At 72.2% G+C, this 17,632-nt stretch carries 16 protein-coding genes; 8 read left to right on the top strand and 8 right to left on the bottom strand.

Annotated features, from left to right (window positions below; translation table 11 throughout):
- Positions 1-100: 100 nt before the first annotated feature.
- From SA2016_RS17905 to SA2016_RS17895, 3 genes are read right to left on the bottom strand one after another with little or no spacing between them, the layout of a single operon-like run.
- Complete coding sequence (locus SA2016_RS17905) at positions 101-916, bottom strand: hypothetical protein (protein ID WP_066500759.1); 816 nt, start codon at positions 914-916, stop codon at positions 101-103.
- Positions 916-1,491 carry a TerD family protein gene (locus SA2016_RS17900; protein ID WP_066500757.1) on the bottom strand — a complete coding sequence of 192 codons (576 nt, stop codon included), beginning with the start codon at positions 1,489-1,491 and terminating at the stop codon, positions 916-918. Before SA2016_RS17900 ends, SA2016_RS17905 begins: the two co-directional genes overlap by 1 nt.
- Positions 1,491-2,024 carry a hypothetical protein gene (locus tag SA2016_RS17895; protein ID WP_066500751.1) on the bottom strand — a complete coding sequence of 178 codons (534 nt, stop codon included), beginning with the start codon at positions 2,022-2,024 and terminating at the stop codon, positions 1,491-1,493. Before SA2016_RS17895 ends, SA2016_RS17900 begins: the two co-directional genes overlap by 1 nt.
- A gap of 90 nt (positions 2,025-2,114) precedes the next feature.
- Here SA2016_RS17895 and SA2016_RS17890 point away from each other — a divergent pair, with 90 nt between their 5' ends.
- Complete coding sequence (locus SA2016_RS17890) at positions 2,115-3,146, top strand: hypothetical protein (protein ID WP_066500748.1); 1,032 nt, start codon at positions 2,115-2,117, stop codon at positions 3,144-3,146.
- Positions 3,038-3,325: a hypothetical protein gene (locus tag SA2016_RS17885; RefSeq protein WP_066500747.1), complete on the top strand. Its 288-nt coding sequence runs from the start codon at positions 3,038-3,040 to the stop codon at positions 3,323-3,325. Before SA2016_RS17890 ends, SA2016_RS17885 begins: the two co-directional genes overlap by 109 nt.
- Here SA2016_RS17885 and SA2016_RS17880 read toward each other — a convergent pair.
- From SA2016_RS17880 to SA2016_RS17860, 5 genes are read right to left on the bottom strand one after another with little or no spacing between them, the layout of a single operon-like run.
- Complete coding sequence (locus tag SA2016_RS17880; protein WP_066500745.1) at positions 3,322-4,524, bottom strand: toxic anion resistance protein; 1,203 nt, start codon at positions 4,522-4,524, stop codon at positions 3,322-3,324. The genes SA2016_RS17885 and SA2016_RS17880 overlap by 4 nt on opposite strands.
- Before the next feature lie 37 nt (positions 4,525-4,561).
- Positions 4,562-5,143 (bottom strand): TerD family protein, encoded by a 582-nt coding sequence (locus SA2016_RS17875; RefSeq protein WP_066500743.1) that lies wholly within the window; start codon positions 5,141-5,143, stop codon positions 4,562-4,564.
- Positions 5,144-5,177: 34 nt separating this feature from the next.
- Positions 5,178-5,759 carry a TerD family protein gene (locus SA2016_RS17870; protein ID WP_066500740.1) on the bottom strand — a complete coding sequence of 194 codons (582 nt, stop codon included), beginning with the start codon at positions 5,757-5,759 and terminating at the stop codon, positions 5,178-5,180.
- 33 nt (positions 5,760-5,792) lie between these two features.
- Positions 5,793-6,392, bottom strand: coding sequence for a TerD family protein (locus SA2016_RS17865; protein WP_066500739.1), 600 nt, complete (start codon positions 6,390-6,392; stop codon positions 5,793-5,795).
- 42 nt (positions 6,393-6,434) lie between these two features.
- Positions 6,435-7,535 carry a DUF475 domain-containing protein gene (locus SA2016_RS17860; RefSeq protein ID WP_066500735.1) on the bottom strand — a complete coding sequence of 367 codons (1,101 nt, stop codon included), beginning with the start codon at positions 7,533-7,535 and terminating at the stop codon, positions 6,435-6,437.
- Positions 7,536-7,856: 321 nt separating this feature from the next.
- Between SA2016_RS17860 and SA2016_RS17855 the strand changes: the two genes are divergently transcribed.
- From SA2016_RS17855 to SA2016_RS17830, 6 genes are all read left to right on the top strand, one after another.
- Complete coding sequence (locus SA2016_RS17855) at positions 7,857-9,335, top strand: DUF3375 family protein (RefSeq protein WP_066500733.1); 1,479 nt, start codon at positions 7,857-7,859, stop codon at positions 9,333-9,335.
- On the top strand, positions 9,335-10,240 hold the full coding sequence (locus SA2016_RS17850) for a DUF4194 domain-containing protein (RefSeq protein WP_084249622.1): 906 nt from the start codon (positions 9,335-9,337) through the stop codon (positions 10,238-10,240). The genes SA2016_RS17855 and SA2016_RS17850 overlap by 1 nt, the downstream gene beginning before the upstream one ends.
- Positions 10,237-13,698 carry an ATP-binding protein gene (locus SA2016_RS17845; protein WP_066500731.1) on the top strand — a complete coding sequence of 1,154 codons (3,462 nt, stop codon included), beginning with the start codon at positions 10,237-10,239 and terminating at the stop codon, positions 13,696-13,698. Before SA2016_RS17850 ends, SA2016_RS17845 begins: the two co-directional genes overlap by 4 nt.
- Positions 13,699-13,810: 112 nt before the next feature.
- On the top strand, positions 13,811-15,172 hold the full coding sequence (locus SA2016_RS17840) for an LCP family protein (RefSeq protein ID WP_066500730.1): 1,362 nt from the start codon (positions 13,811-13,813) through the stop codon (positions 15,170-15,172).
- Positions 15,173-15,345: 173 nt separating this feature from the next.
- Positions 15,346-16,206 carry an SGNH/GDSL hydrolase family protein gene (locus SA2016_RS17835; protein WP_066500727.1) on the top strand — a complete coding sequence of 287 codons (861 nt, stop codon included), beginning with the start codon at positions 15,346-15,348 and terminating at the stop codon, positions 16,204-16,206.
- A gap of 114 nt (positions 16,207-16,320) precedes the next feature.
- On the top strand, positions 16,321-17,514 hold the full coding sequence (locus tag SA2016_RS17830) for a multidrug effflux MFS transporter (protein WP_066500726.1): 1,194 nt from the start codon (positions 16,321-16,323) through the stop codon (positions 17,512-17,514).
- Positions 17,515-17,632: the final 118 nt, after the last annotated feature.

Raw genomic sequence — 17,632 nt, 5'->3', positions numbered from 1 at the left:
GGGGTCCCCCAGGTGTCGGTGCGTGCAAGAGCGGTGCGTGTCCGTCCCCGGGCGCGGCGGGGCCGGTGGTCGGGCCGGCCGGGTGCGCGGCCGGGCCTGGCTAGCGCCGCAGGCCTCCCAGTCCCACGGTCATCGTGAACGCGAACTCGCGCCAGATCTCCCCGTCGTCCCAGTCCTCGGGGACCGATTCGGCGCGCAGCTCGAGGAGCGCGCCGATCCGGGTCGCGGTCAGGACCGTGCGCTGGCCCGGGCCCAGGGTGCCCTGGACCGCGATGGCCGAGCCGTCGAAGGTCTGGACCGTCATGGTTCCCCCGGCCCCGATGAACAGGGCCCGGCGGAGCCTGCGCACATGGCGCAGCACCACGACGGCGTCCCGATTAACGAAGCCGACCAGCGGCCGGTTCCCGGGGGTCGGGATGGGGGTGCCGATCTGCTCCCGGTGCACGCTCTGCGCCCCGGTGGTGCGGTCCTCGCCCTCCCACGCCGTGCCGCGCGCGCCCGTGACGAAGAGGGACCCGATCCCGGACTGCCGGGGATTCAGGCGCACGACGGCGTTGCCCTCCGCGAGCTGGTGGAGCCTGCCGAACGCGGGGGCCGGGTACAGTCGCGACTCGGGCGTGGCGGGGGCCGGGCTCGGGCCGTGCGCACCTGCCGGGAGCCCGGATACCGCGCGCCCGGATACTGCCAGCCCGGGTACTGGGCGCTCGGCAGCTGCGCGCCCGGCCGCCGGGGCGAGGTCGAGGCCGGTGGAGGGCGCGCGGCCGGGCGGCGGCGCCGGGACCGTGGGCTCCCCGAGGTCGAGGGGGTCCCGGCGCGCGGGCGCCGGCCGCTCAGCCGGTGACGGCGCAGGCGCCGGGACCGGCGCCTTGACCCGCCGGGTCATGAACGGCACGTCCGAGCCCGCCAGGCCCTTCATCAGAGGTCGAGCCCGAAGTCGCGCGAGACGCCGGCGAGGCCGTTCTCGTAGCCCTGGCCGAGGGCCCGGAACTTCCAGTCGTCGCGGTGCCGGTAGAGCTCGCCGAACATCATGGCCTTGATCCGGTCCCCGTGCAGCTCCGGGACGTCGAAGCGCAGGAGCTCCGAGCCGTCGGGCCGGGCGAGCCGGATGTAGGCACTGCGCACGGCGCCGAAGGTCCCGGGGCCGCGCACCTCGGGGTCCACGTAGGCCAGGAACGCGATCTTGGCGACCTCGGCCGGGATGAGGCCGAACTCGACGTCGATCTGCTCCTGGTCGTGCGTCGCCCCGGGGGCCCCCTCCTCGCCGCCGGTGAAGCGGACGCCGCCGCCCGCCGTCGTGAGCTGGTTGAAGAAGACGAGGTGCTCGGGGGAGAGGGCACGCCCGTCCTCGCCGCAGACGATCGCGAGCGACGTGAGCTCGGACTGCGGGCCGTTGCTGGGCACGATCTGCCAGCCCATCGCCACCATCACCCCGCCGAGCCCGGGGTTCTCCGCCGTCAGCGCGGCATTGCTGCCTGCGACCATCGTGGCCATCAGAGTGCGTCTCCTTCTCGGGGTTGCGGAGCGGTGAGGCGGATGCCCCCGACGTCGAACTTGTCCTGCAGGAAGCGCCCGTGGACGCTCAGCTCGGCGAGGGCTCCGGTGCGGACCTGGTTGTCCAGATCCAGGGCGGTGGAGTGCAGGATGTCGAGCTGCTCGAGCAGCTTCTCCGACTCGGGGCTCGAGTCCGTGTGCGTCGACGGCGGCAGGGCGCGGTACACCCGCAGCGACGTGGGCAGGTAGTCGGTGACGATCGCGTTGAGCAGGACCCGCTGCTCGGTGGAGGCGCCGTGCTCGGCGATGTAGTCGATGAGCCCGGCCAGGAGATCATCGGTCTGCCGGACCCGGGAGGACGCGAGGGTGGGCAGCACGGCGCCCGCGCGGCGGATCGCGCTGCGCAGCGCCCCGAGGGCCTCGCGCGTCTGCTCGAGCTCCTGGGCCTGGGTGAGGGGCAGCTGCTCGTCGAGGCCATGCTCGGGCTCGCGCCCGGCCCCACCGAACAGCGATCCGAAGAACTTCCCGACCATGGATTCACCTTAGCGGCTCGGGCTGTGATCAGGCTCGGGGATCGGTGGCCGGGGACCCGCCGTCGTGCGCGGGCAGCGTACGCTCTTCTCATGCCGAAGAGCCGCACGCGCAAGCCGAAGAACACCCGCCCGCGCACCACGACCTCGAGGAGCGACTACGAGCGCCGGCGCCGCAGCATCGACCTCATGATCGACCGCCTCACCCCCGAGTACGTCGCGTGGGCCTCGCGGGAGGAGGCCGACCTCGCGGGCTTCGCGGCCGGCCAGCTCACCGTCGTGAAGATGTTCCTCACGATCGTCTCGAGCCTCGCCAAGGGCACGCCCTCCCTCCGGCTCGACCCCGACCATGTGGCCGGCTTCCTCCCGCCGTTCCTCGAGGACGTCGCGGCCGCGGCGGAGAACGAGGACCAGTCGGTCGACGACCAGCGGTACGTCATCGGCACCCTGATCGACTGGCTCACCTTCCTCGAGGAGTCCGCACGCTGGGAGGGCACGGCCGAGGAGCTCGAGGCCGTCGCCGAGGTGCTCGACGCGCAGGCCGAGGCGCTCGGCGGGATCGTCGACGAGGGACCCCGGGCGGCCCTGCCCCAGGCCAGCGAGGAGGAGGCCGCCGCCTTCGCCTCCGGGGCGCCGTTCGTGCGGCACGCCCGGGCCCTGCTCGAGTGGCTCGGCACGGAGCGCGAGGTCACCGAGGATGCCACCCTCCCGGCGGAGGCGCTGGCGTCCGCCGCCGAGCTGGTCGGCTCCGAGGAGCGCGCCGCCAGGCTCTGGGAGGCCATGGTCAACGCCGAGCTCATCGACACCGCCGGCGGCGTGGCGCGCCCCGGCGAGGGCGCCGCGGACCTGGGCGGCGGCGACGGCCTCGGGCGGCTCGAGGCCCAGTTCCTCGGCACCGAGATCGTGGTCGCCGCGTGCACGGACGGCGAGCCCGGGACCCCCGACGGCGAGACCGCCGCCGTGCTCACCACGATCCTCACCGCCGCCGTCCACCAGCAGCCGTTCCCCTCGAGGACGTGGCCTCCCTCGGCGCCGGACTCGCCGAGGACGGCGAGGCCGAGGAGGACGAGGAGGAGCTGGGCCCCGGCGCCGCCCAGCAGCTGCAGAGCCTCTCCGAGGCCCTGATGCGCGAGATCCGCGAGCTCGAGTCCCTTGGCCTCCTCGACACCTCGGACGGCATGGTCAATGTCCCGGTGGCGGCCCTCGACGCGGTCTACGACGCGGTCGTGGACTACGAGGAGGAGGCCGCGGGCGAGGAGGAATTCGACGACGGCTTCGACGACGAGGCCGACGACCAGGTCTAGTCCGCGTTGCCTTCCTGCCGGCGCACGCGCTCGATGTACGGCCGCGACTTCTCGAGGCCCGTCTCGAGCGCCTGCACGGTGCTCTCCATGCTCTTGGCCGCCTGCGCGCGGAAGGTGTCGATCGCGTCCATCGTCTGGTAGATGTTCGCGAACGCCTTCTCGAGCGTCTGGACCGAGACGCCGGAGGACGAGGCCTGCTGGTGGATGCGGGCGGTCTGGTCCTTCAGCATCTCGGAGGTGCGCAGGATCATGTTGTTGGTCGTGGTGTTGATCGCGTCGATCTGGTCGAGCACGAGCTTCTGGTTGGCGAGCGCCTGCGCCACGATCACGGCGGTGCGGAGGGCGCTGATCGTCGTGGTCCGGGCGCGGTCCACGCCCTTGATGAGCTCGGTGTTGTTCTTCCGGATCATGTCGATCGCGAGGTAGCCCTGCACCGAGACCGCGAGCTGGGTGAGGATGTCCTGCCGGCGCTGGCGCACCGGGAAGAGCACGTCCGACTCCAGCTGCTGCGCATGCTCGGCCTGCCCGCTGCGCCGGACCTCCTCGATCTTCTCGACCGTGGCCCGGTCCAGCTCCTGGGCGAAGACCGCGTACTCGGAGAGCTGCTTCATCGTCTCCCAGAGGTTCGTCTTCTCCTGGGCGAGCGAGGCGTTGTCCTTCATGAGCGCGTCCTGGCCGGCCATGAGCGACTTGATGATCTTGTCCAGCTGGGTCTGGGCGGACTCGTAGCGCTGGAAGTACCGGGCGAGCCTGTTCCCGCCCGGCACGAAGCCGAGGATCTTCCGGCCGGTGCTCAGCTCCTGGTTCGGAGTGAGGTCCTCGACCGTGGTGCGCAGCTCGCCGAGCGTGGACGCGACGTACATCTGCGCGCTGTTGTTCGACTTCTTGGCGCTCGCGAGGGAGGTGCTCGAACGCTCGAGCATCCGGCTCGAGGCATCCGAGGACGCGACCATCTCCCGACCGGCGAACCGGTTGAGGCCCTCGACCTTCTGCTGGAACTCCGGGCTGCGCGAGTCCATCGCGGCGATCTCGGCCACATAGGCCTTCGCCTGGGTGGCGATCTCGTTCTGGCGCTCGGCCGGGACGGGGACCATGCCCGGCGCCTGCTCCTCCTGGATGACGGGGGCGGGCTCGGGCGCCTGCAGCACGAGCGCGTTCTCGGACTCGGTGGGGTCCGGCGGGGTCAGGGAGATGGACATCGCGGTGCTCCTTGGGACAGTGGGTGGGAGGGCTGCGTCAGCCGAGGTTCACGCCGAAGTCGGTGGCGACGCCGGCGAGGCCGCTCGCGTAGCCCTGGCCGACAGCCTTGAACTTCCATTCGCCGGCGTTGCGGTAGAGCTCGGCGAAGATCATGCAGGTCTCGCTCGCGGCGTCCTCGGAGAGGTCGTAGCGGACCACCTCGGCGTTCGTGCCCTCGTTGACGATTCGGCAGTAGGCCGAGCGGACCATGCCGAAGTTCTGCCGGCGGCTCTTGGCCTGGTCGATGCTCACCACCACGACGATGCGCTCGACGTCGGCCGCCACCTTGGTCAGCTCGACCTGGATCTGCTCGTCGTCGCCCTCGCCCTCGCCGGTCCGGTTGTCGCCCAGATGGGTCACCGACCCGTCCGGGGTCTGCTTCTGGTTGTAGAAGATGAAGTCCGCGTCGGAGCGGACCTTCCCGTTGGCTCCGACGAGCAGCGCCGACGCGTCGAGGTCGAAGGCGTCGCCCGTCGTCGTGCGCGGATCCCAGCCGAGCCCCACGATGGCCTTGGTGAGGCCGGGGTCGGTCTTGGTCAGGGAGAGGTTGCCGCCCTTGCTCAGGGTCAGTCCCGCCATGTGGAGTGCTCCTTCTTCCGTCGTGGTTGCGGTGTCAGTCGAGGACGACGCCGAAGTCGGTCGCCAGGCCGGCCAGCCCGCTCGCGTAGCCCTGGCCGACCGCGCGGAACTTCCATTCGCCACCGTGCCGGTAGATCTCGGCGAAGATCATGCAGGTCTCGCTCGCGGCGTCCTCGGTGAGGTCGTAGCGGACCACCTCCTGCCCGGTGACGTCGTTGACCACCCGGCAGAACGCGCCGCGGACCATGCCGAAGTTCTGGCGCCGCGCCTCGGCCTGGTCGATCGAGACGACGATGACCACCTTGTCCACGTCGGCGGCCACCTTGGTCAGGTCGATGAGGATCTGCTCGTCGTCGCCCTCGCCCTCGCCGGTGCGGTTGTCGCCCTGGTGGACCACCGAGCCGTCCTTGGCCTCGAGCTGGTTGTAGAAGATGAAGTCGTCGTTGCTGCGGACCTTGCCGCGCGCCGAGACGAGCAGGGCGCTCGCGTCGAGGTCGAACATCTCCCCGGCTGTGGTGCGCGGGTCCCAGCCGAGCCCCACCATGGCGCGGGTGAGGCCGGGGTCGGCCTTGGTCAGGGAGAGGTTGCTGCCCTTGCTGAGGGTGAGGCTTGCCACGGTGCTCCTTGTGCTGTGCTGTTGTTCGGTGGTCTACAGGACGGCGGCGGATGGGCCCACGAGATCGCCCACCGTGCGGCCGTTGGCCGGCTGCCCGATCGCCGTGAACTTCCAGCCTGCACCCTCGCGGGAGAGCTTGGCCATGATCATGCCGGTGGTGGGCCCCTGCTCGGTGAGGGTGTAGCGGGCCACCTCGGGGCTGCCGGCGGCGGAGTCGTCCACGACCCGGCAGAAGGCGTTCTGCACTTCGTTGAAGGTCTGCTGGGAGTAGCTGGTGATGACGAAGACGATGTGCTCGACCGCGGCGTTGACGGTGGGCAGGTTGACCATGATGGTCTCGTCGTCGCCCTCGCCGGCACCGGTGAGGTTGTCCCCGGTGTGGCGGATGGAGCCGTCCTTGCTCGTGAGCTGGTTGAAGAAGACCGTGTCGAGCGGCTGGCGGCCGGCGTTGTAGAGGATGGCCGAGGCGTCGAGGTCGATCTCGGCCGCGCCGCCGCCGAAGAGGCTCCCGAACAGTCCCTTGCGGGGCTGCTCCACGGCGTCCCATCCCAGCCCGAGCCGGACCTGCGTCATGCCGGACCCGTCCTTCTTGGTCAGCGAGAGGCCCTGCCCCTTCTGCAAGCTCAGTCCCACGGTGTGCTCCTTACGTCGTCTCTACAGGGTGCGGTCGGTGTCTCAGGCGGTTCTGGCGTGCTCGGGCTCGAGGGCCTTGCGCCGGTTGCGCAGGAGGGAGCCCAGGAAGGCGGCCCCGATGAAGACCACGCCGATGAGGCCGGTGATGACCTCGCTGACCTCGGTCCGGATCGTGATCAGGAGGATGACGGCGAGGGCGCCGATGGCCCAGTGGGCGCCGTGGTCGAGGTACTCGAATTCGTCGAGGGTGCCCTGGCGGACGAGGTAGACCGTGAGCGAGCGGACGAACATCGCACCGATCAGGCCGAGGCCGAGGGCGATGATGATCGGGTCCGAGGTGATGGCGAACGCGCCGATGACGCCGTCGAACGAGAACGACGCGTCGATGACCTCGAGGTAGAGGAAGAGCATGAACGCTGCCTTGCCGGCCACCTGGACCGCCGTGGTGGGACGAGTCCTCGCCGCCGACGCCGGCTCGGGCGCCTCGGCGTCGTCCTCCTCCTCGCCGGTGTCGAAGAGGTCGCCGAGGCCCTGGACGAGGAAGTAGGTCACCATGCCGAAGATCCCGGCCATGAGGACGCTGCCCTGCAGATCGGGGCCAGAGAGCTGGCCGATGAGGCCTAGGGCGAAGAGCCCCACCACGAGCGAGGCCCCGTTCATCCTGCCGATCTTCGCCAGCGGCGCCTCGAACCAGTGCAGCCACTTGAGCTCGCGGTCCTCGAACATGAAGTCGAGGAAGATCATGAGCAGGAAGATGCCGCCGAAGGCCGCGATCTGCGGGTGGGCCTGGTGGAGGATGTAGGCGTAGGTGCCCGGCTCGTCGATCGGACCCTTGGCGAGGGCGAGCTGGACCGCCTCGACCGGGTTGAGCTTGGCCGTGACTCCGACGATGAGCAGCGGGAACAGCACCCGCATGCCGAACACGGCGATGATGACGCCGACGGTGAGGAACATCCGCTGCCAGAAGGGGTTCATGCGCTCGAGGATCCGGGCATTGACCACCGCGTTGTCGAAGCTCAGGCTCACCTCGAGGATGCCGAGGACGAGCGCGAGGAAGAGGGCCTGCGGCCCCCCGTAGAGGAAGGCCACGACAAGCGCCACAGCGCTCACGCCGAAGGACCAACCGAACGTCTTCAGAAACACGTGGGGCGCAGAGCTCCTCGTTCAGGCCCGGGGTGCCGGGCGGCAATCAGCGGGCTGCGCGACCGAGGAGCGGTTCCCCCCCAGACCAGCCAAGGCCCATTATGTCCCGGGCCACCGACAGTTCTGTATCCCCAGCCTGAGCAGTCTCTCGCGTGTTCCAACGGGGGAACGGCCGGGCGGGTTCCTGCGGTGCCCGGTGGAGGCCCGGTAGAGTGGTCAGCCGTGCCAGAACCCTCTCCGCGACCGCTGCAGGCCTCACCGCCCGCGGGTACCCCGGCGCGCGGCGAGGGACCCGCACCGGCGGGAGCGCCGTCGTCCGCCATGCTGGTTCGCCTCGCCGAGCTCGAGTCGCTCCATCGGGGGCCCGCGTGGGCCCTCACCCGCTCGGCCCCGTGGACCATCGCGGCGCTGCAGACCGCGTTCTCGCGCAACCGCCCGCAGGTGGAGCTCGAGCAGTTCCACGAGGAGCTCGACGCCTTCCTCGAGGACCTCCGGGCGCACGATGCCGCGTCGGGGGCTGCCCCCACCGCCGGCGCGGCGACCGGCCGCTCCGTGGCCGACGACTGGACCCGCCGCCGCTTCCTCGCCCGCCGCTCGCACGGCGGACGGATCGTGTACGAGCTCACCGAGGCCGCGGCCCGCGTGCTCGCGTTCCTCGACTCGCTCTCCTCCGAACGGTCGACGCTGACCGGTTCGCGCCTCGGCACGCTCCTCGGCGACGTGGAGAGGCTCGCCCGCGAGACCAACCCGGACACGACCGCGAGGATCGAGGCCCTCGAGGCCGAGATCGAGGAGCGGCTCGAGCTCGTGCGGGCCATGCGCGCCGGGGAGCAGACCGGAAGCCTCGATGACGAGACGGCCTTGGAGGCCGCCGAGAACATCCTCGACCTTGCCGCCGGCGTCCCGGCCGACTTCAAGCGCATGCGGGACCGCATCGAGGACTCGGTGGGCCAGCTGCGCAACCAGATCATCGAGGAGTCGCTGACCAGGGGCGCCACGATGGCCCAGGTCCTCGAGGCGGACCGGCGCCTGCGCGCCTCCAGCGAGGGCCGCACCTTCCGCTCGTTCACGGCGTTCCTGGACGACCCCGAGCAGCAGATGCGCTTCCGGGCGGCGATCTCCGAGGTGCTCTCGCGCGACTTCGCGGACGGGCTCGGCCACGAGGAGCGCGAGACCCTGCGCCACCTCGTCGCGGAGCTGCGCGAGGCCAATGCCCAGATCCAGCGCATCTACGGCAAGCTCTCGGAGAGCCTGAACACCTACGTCCAGAGCGACGACTACCGCCAGTCCGTCCGCCTGCGCGACGCGATCCGCCGCGCGGAGCAGGCGGTCCGCCAGCTTCCGTACGTCCGCGAGGAGTCGGGGTTCGCGCCCGCCCCCGAGCTGTTCGGCGCCGAGTTCGAGTCCCTGTCCATGGTCAAGCTCTTCGACCCGGACGAGCTCGCGCCCCCGCCTCGGCTCGCGGATCCCATCTCCTTCGGCCGGGAGGACCGCGTCCGGTCCGCCCGCACCGCCAAGGCGCGGGCCGCAGCCCTGCGCGAGGCGGTGGACGTGGCCCTCGAGGCCGGGGGAGGCCGGGCGCAGCTGGGCGACATCTGGTCCCAGCTGCCCGCCGAGGAGCAGCACATCAACTCGATCCGCGCGCTCCTCGCCCACCTGCTCAACCGGGGGGTGGGCTTCGGCCGGGACGCCTGGGCGCCGCTGGAGTTCGAACAGGTCGACGGGACGCGGCGCATGGCCTTCGTCCCACAGGCGGAAGTGACCGTGGAGGCCTCGGGGCCCTCCGGGGAGGAGAACTGATGGAGACAGCCGCCGAGGTCACGCCGCGGGACGCCGAGGTCACCGCGGAGGACGCCGAGGTCATGCCGGAGGAGCCATTCGTGCCGGGAACCGCCCTGTACGACGGCGACACGGGCGTCCTCCCGCTGCGGGTCCGCCACGTCCTGGTCCGCCTCCTGAAGGGTCCGTACCTCGACGGCGGCCGCGACGAGAAGGCCTGGACCACGCTCCTGGACCATGAGGACGTGCTGCGCTCGCGGCTGTCCGAGCTGTTCCTCCGCCTCCAGATCGACCACGAGCGCACGATCGCCGTGCTGCGGCCGGTGGACCCCGAGCTGCTGGGCACGGCGTCGCGCGCCACGGTCCTGCGGCAGCAGCGCGTGCTCAGCCGCGTCGAGACCATCCTGCTGCTGCGGCTCCGGCTGCTCCTCGACCGGCATGCCACGGCCCAGACCGAGCCGACGGTCACGCTCGAGGAGCTCGCCGACGTCGTGGCCCACTACCAGCCCGCCGAGGAGCAGGACGCGCTCCGCGATGCGGACACCGTCAACCGTGCGGTCGCCAAGCTCCAGGCCCGCCGCCTCCTCATCCCCACCCCGCTCGAGGACGTGTACCTCATCTCCAACGCCCTGCCGCTCGCCCTGCCGTTCGAGAACATCGGCGACGTCACCCGGCACCTCGAGGCCGTCGCCGCGGCGGGGCCCTCGCGGGACGGCGGTCCGGCGGACGACGCCGGCCAGGCCGCCCTGGGCGTGGACCTCGCCGTGGGCGGGGAGGGAGCGGGCGAGCCCGGGGGCCGGGACCGCCCCGACGGGGCCGACCCTCTCGACGACGACCCAGACCCTGACGCCGCGGTCCCAGGGGATGACGTCGCGGTCCCGCCGGGTGGCCTCAGCGGATCGGACGAGACGGAGGGGCTCCTGTGAGCGTCGCGACCATGCTCCCCCTCGGCACGGCCGTCAACCCCGGCCAGTACCGGCTCAGCCTCGTGCAGGTGGTCAACTGGGGCACCTTCCACGGCGCCCACACGATGCACGTGGACCGGGCGGGCACCATGCTCACGGGCAACTCGGGCGTGGGCAAGTCGACGCTGTTCGACGCGATCGCCCGCGTGTTCGACGCGCGCCCGCGCTCCAATGAGGCCGCCGCGGCCCGCGCGGGGCACAGCGAGGACCGCCGCACTACCTACACCTACATGCGCGGCAAGGTCGGCGACGTGGCCGTGGGGGAGGGCCGCGCGAGCGCGTTCCAGCGCCCGGGGGCCACCTGGAGCGCCGTCGCCCTCACCTTCGACAACGCCGCGGGCACCGCCTACACGCTCACGGCGCTGTTCGACCTGCCCAAGAACGGCACGGAGTCCAGCCTAGGCCGCTTCTACCTCATCGACTCGGTGCCGCTCGATGTGGCCGCGGTCGAGGGGATCATCGGGCAGACCCCCGGCAGGCGCTTCACCCGCAGCGGACTCGAGGCCGTCTTCCCCGAGGCGCAGGTCTTCGACGTCCACAAGAACTTCGCCGAGCGCTTCCGCCGGCTCCTGGGCATCTCGAGCGACCAGGCGCTCCCGCTCCTGCGCGTCATCCAGGCGGGCAAGGGCCTCGGGGGCAGCGTCAACAGCTTCTTCCGGGACCAGGTCCTCGACCCGCCCGCCACGCTCGCGGCCGCCGACGAGGTGGTCGAGGAGTTCAGCAACCTCATGTCCATCCGGGCCCGGCTCGAGGACATCCGGCTCCAGCGCGACCAGCTCGCCCCCATCCCCGCCCTGAACCAGGAGTACGAGGCGGCCCTGGCCGAGGCCGCGCGCCTGCGCGAGCTCGCCGACGAGCCCTTCGACGCCGTCCGCCAGTCCCACGCGGTCGCCGTCCAGGAGCGGCTCATCGCCGGCATCCGCGAGCGTGCCCAGGCCAAGGCGAAGGAGCTCTCCGCCGAGCGCCACCGCCGCGACGCCCTGGCCGCCGAGCTGCGCTCCCTCGAGGCCGAGTACAACAGCGCCGGCGGCAACCAGATCTCCGCGCTCGAGCAGGCCCGCGACAACGCGACCGTGGCGCTGCGCCTGCGCCGTGAGGTCGAGGCCGCCGCGAAGGCGGGGATGCACGACGCCGGCCTCGACCTCGCGTTCTCGGCCGAAGGCTGGGAGGCCGCGCACCGCCAGGCCGCCGAGGCCCTCGCCGGGCTCGAGGGGGACACCGCGGCGCTGCGGGAGGCCCGCTTCGACGCGTTCGAGGCCCACGCGACCGCGAAGCGCGAGCTCGCCGAGGCACGCTCCGAGCTCGCGGCCCTCGCTCAGAGCAAGAGCCTCCTGCCCCAGCACGCGGTCGAGAACCGTGCGGCGATCGCCGCGGCGCTCGGTCTCGACGAGGACGAGATGCCGTTCGGCGGCGAGCTGATCGACCTCGCCGAGGACCAGGAGCGGTGGCGCCCGGCCGCCGAGCGTGCCCTGCGCTCGCTGGCCACGACCCTGCTCGTCCCGGGGCAGCACTTCGCCGCGGTGACCCGGTGGCTCGACGCGAACCCGGTACGCGGGGCGCTGCGCGCCGTCGACCTCTCCAGCCGCGTCCCCGGCGCGGAGCTCGCCCTCGATTCGGTGGGGGAGCGGGACCTGCTCGCGAAGCTCGAGGTGGCCCCCGGCCCCGCCGGCCACTACCTCCGCGAGCGCATCGCGGTGGACTTCGGCTACACGTGCGTCGAGGACCCGGACGAGCTCGCGGGCGTGGAGCGCGGCCTGAGCCTCGGCGGCGTGGTCAAGCGCGGCCGCGGCACCGTGGAGAAGGACGACCGCTTCGCCGCGCGCGCGGACTTCGTCCTCGGCTTCGACAACGCGGCCAAGGTCGAGCTCCTCGCCGCCCGGGTCCTCGAGCTCGAGGCCTCCCTCGCCGCCGCGGCCGAGGCCGCCCAGGCCAGCGAGGACTCCCACCAGGGCCTCTCCCGCCGCCTCGAGGCGCTGCGGCGCGTGGCCCGGGACGAGCGGGCGTGGGAGGAGGTCTCCTCCGCGGCGGCCGAGGACGAGCTGCGCCGCATCGGCACCCGCCTCGAGGACGCGCTCGCGGCCCAGGGCGACCTCGAGCCGCTGCGCGCCAAGGTCGAGGCGGCCCGCGCCGAGCACCAGGCCTCCACCGAGGCCGCGGCCGTGCTCCAGAGCGAGTACCGCCAGCTCGACTCCCAGCTCGTCACCGCCGACCGCCTCCTCGAGGCCGCGCGCGCCCGCCTCGCCGACGCCCCGCCGTCGGCCGCGGCGACCGGAACGCTCGGCCCGCTCTTCGACGAGTTCGGCCAGGCCGAGGACCAGCACGACCTCGAGCGGATCGCCGCCGAGGTCCACGGCCGGCTCGCCGCCCGCGTCCACGCGGCGGAGAGCCGCGCGCAGGGCGCCGCCGAGCGCCTCACCCGCATCTTCGAGCAGTTCCAGCGCGACTGGGGCCCCGTCGTCGCGGCGGACCACGGCGTCTCCATCGGCGCCGCGCCCGCGTTCGAGGCCCGCTACCGCCAGATCGTCTCGGAGGGCCTGCCCGCGCAGGAGGCGCAGTTCCGGGAGTTCTTCGCCCAGCGCACCCACGAGTCGTTCTCGACCCTGCTGCACCTGCTCGACGAGGAGCGCCGGGGCATCGCGGCCCGCATCCTGCCGCTGAACTCGATCCTCGCCGGCGTGGACTTCCACGACGGCTCGTACCTCGAGCTGGACATCCGCCAGACGGTCCCGGCGTCCGCGAAGCAGTTCAAGGATGCGATCGCCTCCGCGCTCAGGGCGCGCCACGCGCCGTCGTCCGCCGCAGCGGCGCACGACGCCGGCCCCTCCGCCGCCGGGAGCGGCGCCGCCGGGGGCGGCGCCGGCGAGGACCAGCTCACCGTCCGCTACAAGACGCTCGAGGCGCTCGTGAAGCGGCTCGCCTCCCAGACGCCCGAGGACCGGCGGTGGCGGGCCGAGGTGCTCGACACGCGCGCCCACGTGTTCATCTCCTGCAAGGAGCACCGCGTGTCCCGGGACCCCGCGGGCGCGGCGCGGGACGAGGTGTTCGTGCACGCGGACACCGGCTCGATGTCCGGCGGCGAGCGGCAGCGCTTCACCGCGTTCATCATGGCCGCAGCCCTGAGCTACCAGCTGGGCATCGCCGAGCACGGGTTCACCGGCTACGGGACCGTCATGATGGACGAGGCGTTCGTGCTCGCGTCCGAGGAGTTCGCCGGCCAGGGCATCGCGGCGCTGCACGAGTTCGGCTTCCAGCTGCTGCTCGCCGCCCCGGAGAACGTGATCGACCTCTCGCGCTACCTCGGGTCCGTGACGGAGATCCTCCGGGACAAGCGGACCAACCGGTCCGGGCTCATCGAGGGCCCGGCGGTGCCCGGGGGACCGGTCTCGCAGGCGAACCCGGTCGACATCGTGCTGCGCTGACGGCGCGGAGGCCCCTCGTCCGGCGCGCGTCCAGCTCTCACCGAGGCTCCGGCGCTACCGTGGGGGCGCGCCCCACCCCGGGCGCGCCCCGAGTCCACTGAGAGGTACCCGCATGCGCCGACCCGAGGACGCGCCCTTCCGCAACCTGTACCAGAAGTCCCTCGCCTACGACCGCCGGTGGGTCTACCGCCGACGCCGGGCGGCCGTCCTCGCGGGGGTCGTCACCGTGGCGCTCGTCCTCGGGGCGGGTGTGTGGGCGGCGGCCACGTACTTCGGCTTCGAGAACGGGATCCGGCGCTCGGACGCGCTGACCGGCGGCAAGGGGCTGGACCAGGACGTCAACATCCTCCTCATGGGCCTGGACTCGCGCCTCGACGAGAACGGGAAGCCGCTGAGCCAGGAGGAGTACGACGCGCTCCACTCGGGCAGCTCGGACGACGGCGGGTACAACAGCAACGTCCTCATGGTGCTGCACGTGCCCAAGGACGGCAGCCGGGCCACGATCATCTCGGTCCCGCGCGACGACTATGTGGACCTCGCGGGCGCGCCGGACGGGATCCAGCAGGGCAAGGTCAAGCAGGCCTACGGCTACGCGATGGACCAGGCCATGCACACTCTCGCGGCCAACCCCGGCGGGAAGAGCCAGGACGAGATCTACCAGGCCGCCCGTGACGCGGGCCGCAAGGCCGAGATCGCCACGGTCGAGAACTTCCTCGGCATCAAGATCGACCACTTCGCCGAGGTCACGATGGCCGCGTTCCTCTCCGTCGCCAAGGCGGTCGCGCCCATCACGGTGTGCCTGCAGGAGGCCACCCAGGACTCCTACTCGGGGGCCGACTTCAAGGCCGGCGTGCAGCAGATCAACGCCCAGCAGGCGGTGGCGTTCGTCCGGCAGCGGCGCGACACCTCCGGGTCCGGGGTGGCGCTGAGCGACCTCGACCGCTCGCGCCGCCAGCAGGCCTTCATCTCCTCGCTCGCGACCCAGCTCAAGCAGAGGGGCACGTTCACGGACCTCGGCAAGGTCACCGGGATCCTGGACGCCCTCAAGGACAAGATCGCCGTGGACCAGGGGCTGAACCTCATCGACTTCGGGCTCAAGGCCAAGCAGCTGACCGAGAACAAGACGAAGTTCGTGACTCTGCCGATCGTCCAGTTCGGCACGAGCGACACCGGCGAGTCCGTGAACATCGTGGACAAGCAGGCCATCCGGGCCCAGGTCGAGGACCTGCTGAACCCCAAGCCCGCACCGGCCTCCTCGGCCCCGGCGCAGGCTGCGCCGGCCGCCCCGGCGGCCCCGGCCCCCGCTTCCTCGTCCGACGCGGGGTCGGGGGCGCAGGGTTCCGATGGGCAGGCGGCCGGGCCGGGCCAGGCGCCTCCGGCTGCCGCAGCGCCGTCGCCCTCGCCGTCCTCGACGTTCAACGCCGGGGACTGGTCCGACGCCCTCGTGGGCGGCGGCGTCCCCTGCGTCAAGTAGTCCTTGCGGAGTCACCTCCGTCGGGTTGCGGAGTCACTTCCGTGGGGTTGGGGAGTCACCTCCGTCGGGTTGCGGAGTCACTTCCGTCGGGTTGGGGAGTCACCTCCGTGGCCGTTGCCTGGCGTTCACCCTCCCTTCGGCCGCCGGTAGCCCGCCGGCCCTAGGCTCGCCGGGTGGCAGGCAGCGTGCGCGGGACCCGGAAGAGGTTCGTCGCCCTGGGCGACTCCTTCACCGAGGGCGTGGGGGACTGGAGCCCCGCGCTGCCCAACGGCGTCCGCGGGTGGGCAGACCGGGTGGCCGAGAAGCTCGCCAAAGCCGAGAAGGGCTGGGAGTACGCGAACCTCGCGGTCCGCTCCAAACGGCTGCGCCAGATCGTCGCGGACCAGCTCGAGCCGGCGCTGGCCATGGAGCCAACGCTCGTGACCCTCTATGCGGGCGGGAACGACATCCTCGACCTCGGGACCGCCATGGACCAGCTGCTCGGGCAGTACGAGGACCTCGCGCGCCGGCTCACGGAGACCGGCGCAACCCTCGTCCTCTTCACGGGGTACGACGTGAAGGTCAACCCCCTGCTCGAGCCGCTCAAGCACCGCAACTGGCAGTACAACGAGCGCGTCCGGGGCCTCGCGCGCGAGCTCGGCGCCGTGCTCGTGGACTACTGGTGCTTCGACGAGTACGCCGACCGGCGGATGTGGGACGCAGACCGCCTCCACATGTCCAAGGCGGGCCACAAGTTCCTCGCCCGCCAGGTGCTCGACCAGCTCGGGTATCCGCAGCGCGTCAAGCAGCGCGGGCGGGAGCCGCGGACACGGCGGGGCCCCCGCGAGTGGGTCGCAGCACAGAGGACGTGGGTCGGCGACTGGGTCGTGCCCCTGATCGGCCGGAAGATCCGCGGCGTCACCCTTGGCGATGGCCTGTCTCCGCGGTGGCCCGAACCCGTGAAGGTGCCGCGCAAGGGCGGTCTCCGCCGGTACGCCGAGGAGCATCCCGAGGTCCTCGCGGGGACCCCGGACTGGGCCCGGAGGCTGCTCTAGCACCTGTGGGAGACCCGCGCGGGAGGCGCCGTCACGCGGGCGGTGCCGCGCGGCGTCGTGCGCGGCGGCCGAGTAGTCTGGGCGGGTGCCTGACGCCTCAACCACCGCCTTGCCATGCCCGCGAAGCCGCTGAACCGCAGCGGGGGCCTCAGCGCGGCGTGGCTGCTGGTCCTGGCGTTCCTGTCCATGACGGCGCCGCTGTCCACCGACCTGTACCTGCCGAGCTTCCCGCGCGTGCAGCAGGAGTTCGCAGCGACCGCCTCCGGCGTGCAGCTGACGCTCACGGGCTTCCTCCTCGGGATGGCCGCGGGCCAGCTCGCCTTCGGCGCGATCTCGGACAAGTTCGGCCGGCTGAGGCCGCTGCTCATCGGGAACGTCGGCGCGATCCTCTCCTCGGTCGCGGCAGCGCTCGCGCCCAACCTCGAGGTGCTCGTGGCCGCCCGGCTAGGGCAGGGGCTGTTCGGGGCGGCCGGGATCGTGATCGCGCGGGCCATCATCGTGGACCTCACGCGCGGCTCGGAGACCGCCCGCACCCTCAGCCTCCTCATGACCGTCAACGGCGTGGCCCCGGCCGTGGCGCCCTCGCTCGGCGCGCTGCTCGAGGGGCCGATCGGGTGGCGCGGGATCATGTGGACCCTCGCGGGCCTGTTCGCGCTCATGATGCTCAGCGTCTCCTCCGTCTTCCGGGAGACGCTCCCGCCCGAGTCCCGTGGGGAGCACGGCATCCTCGGCGGCCTCGCGCAGCTGTTCAGGGTGCCCCGGTACCTCGGGTACGCGGGGCTCTTCGCGACCTCGTTCGCCGCGATGATGTCCTACATCCCCGCCTCGCCGTTCGTGTACCAGGTGGTCATGGGGCTGCCGCCGCTCGCCTACGGCGCCCTGTTCGGGCTCAACGCCGCGGGGCTCATCATCGCCGGGTACATCTCGTCCCGGCTGGTCAAGCGCATCCCGGCCCAGCGGATCGTGGCGGTGGCGGCTCCGCTGCTGCTGGTCTTCTGCGCGGCCATCCTGGCGCTCGCGCTCGCACCCGTGCCGCGCTGGCTCCTCGCGATCCCGATCTGGTGCGCGGTGACGAGCGTGGGCTTCCTCATGGGCAACTCGTCCGCCCTGGCACTCGGCGCCGTGCGGCACGTCTCGGGCAGCGGGTCCGCCGTGCTCGGGGCCACCCAGTTCGTGTTCGGCGCGATCGTCTCCCCGCTCTCCGGGCTCGCGGGGGACCACACTGCCGTGCCCATGGCGGTGATCATGACCGTCGCGGCCGCGGTGGCCGCGGTGCTCGCCCTCGTGCTGCGCCGCCGGCACGGCTGAGCGGGGCGCCCCCGGGGCCCGGCCGGGCTGCCGGGCTGAAAGCCGCTTGGCGCGGGGCTCGCGGCCGGCAGGCCGGCTGAAGGAAAGCGCCCTGCCCTTCGGTCAGAACCTCCGGCTG

This window comes from Sinomonas atrocyanea (genome assembly GCF_001577305.1).
Lineage (GTDB): Bacteria > Actinomycetota > Actinomycetes > Actinomycetales > Micrococcaceae > Sinomonas > Sinomonas atrocyanea.
The sequence above is the reverse complement of the archived record's forward strand: the minus strand, read 5'-3'. Positions and strand labels throughout refer to the sequence as shown.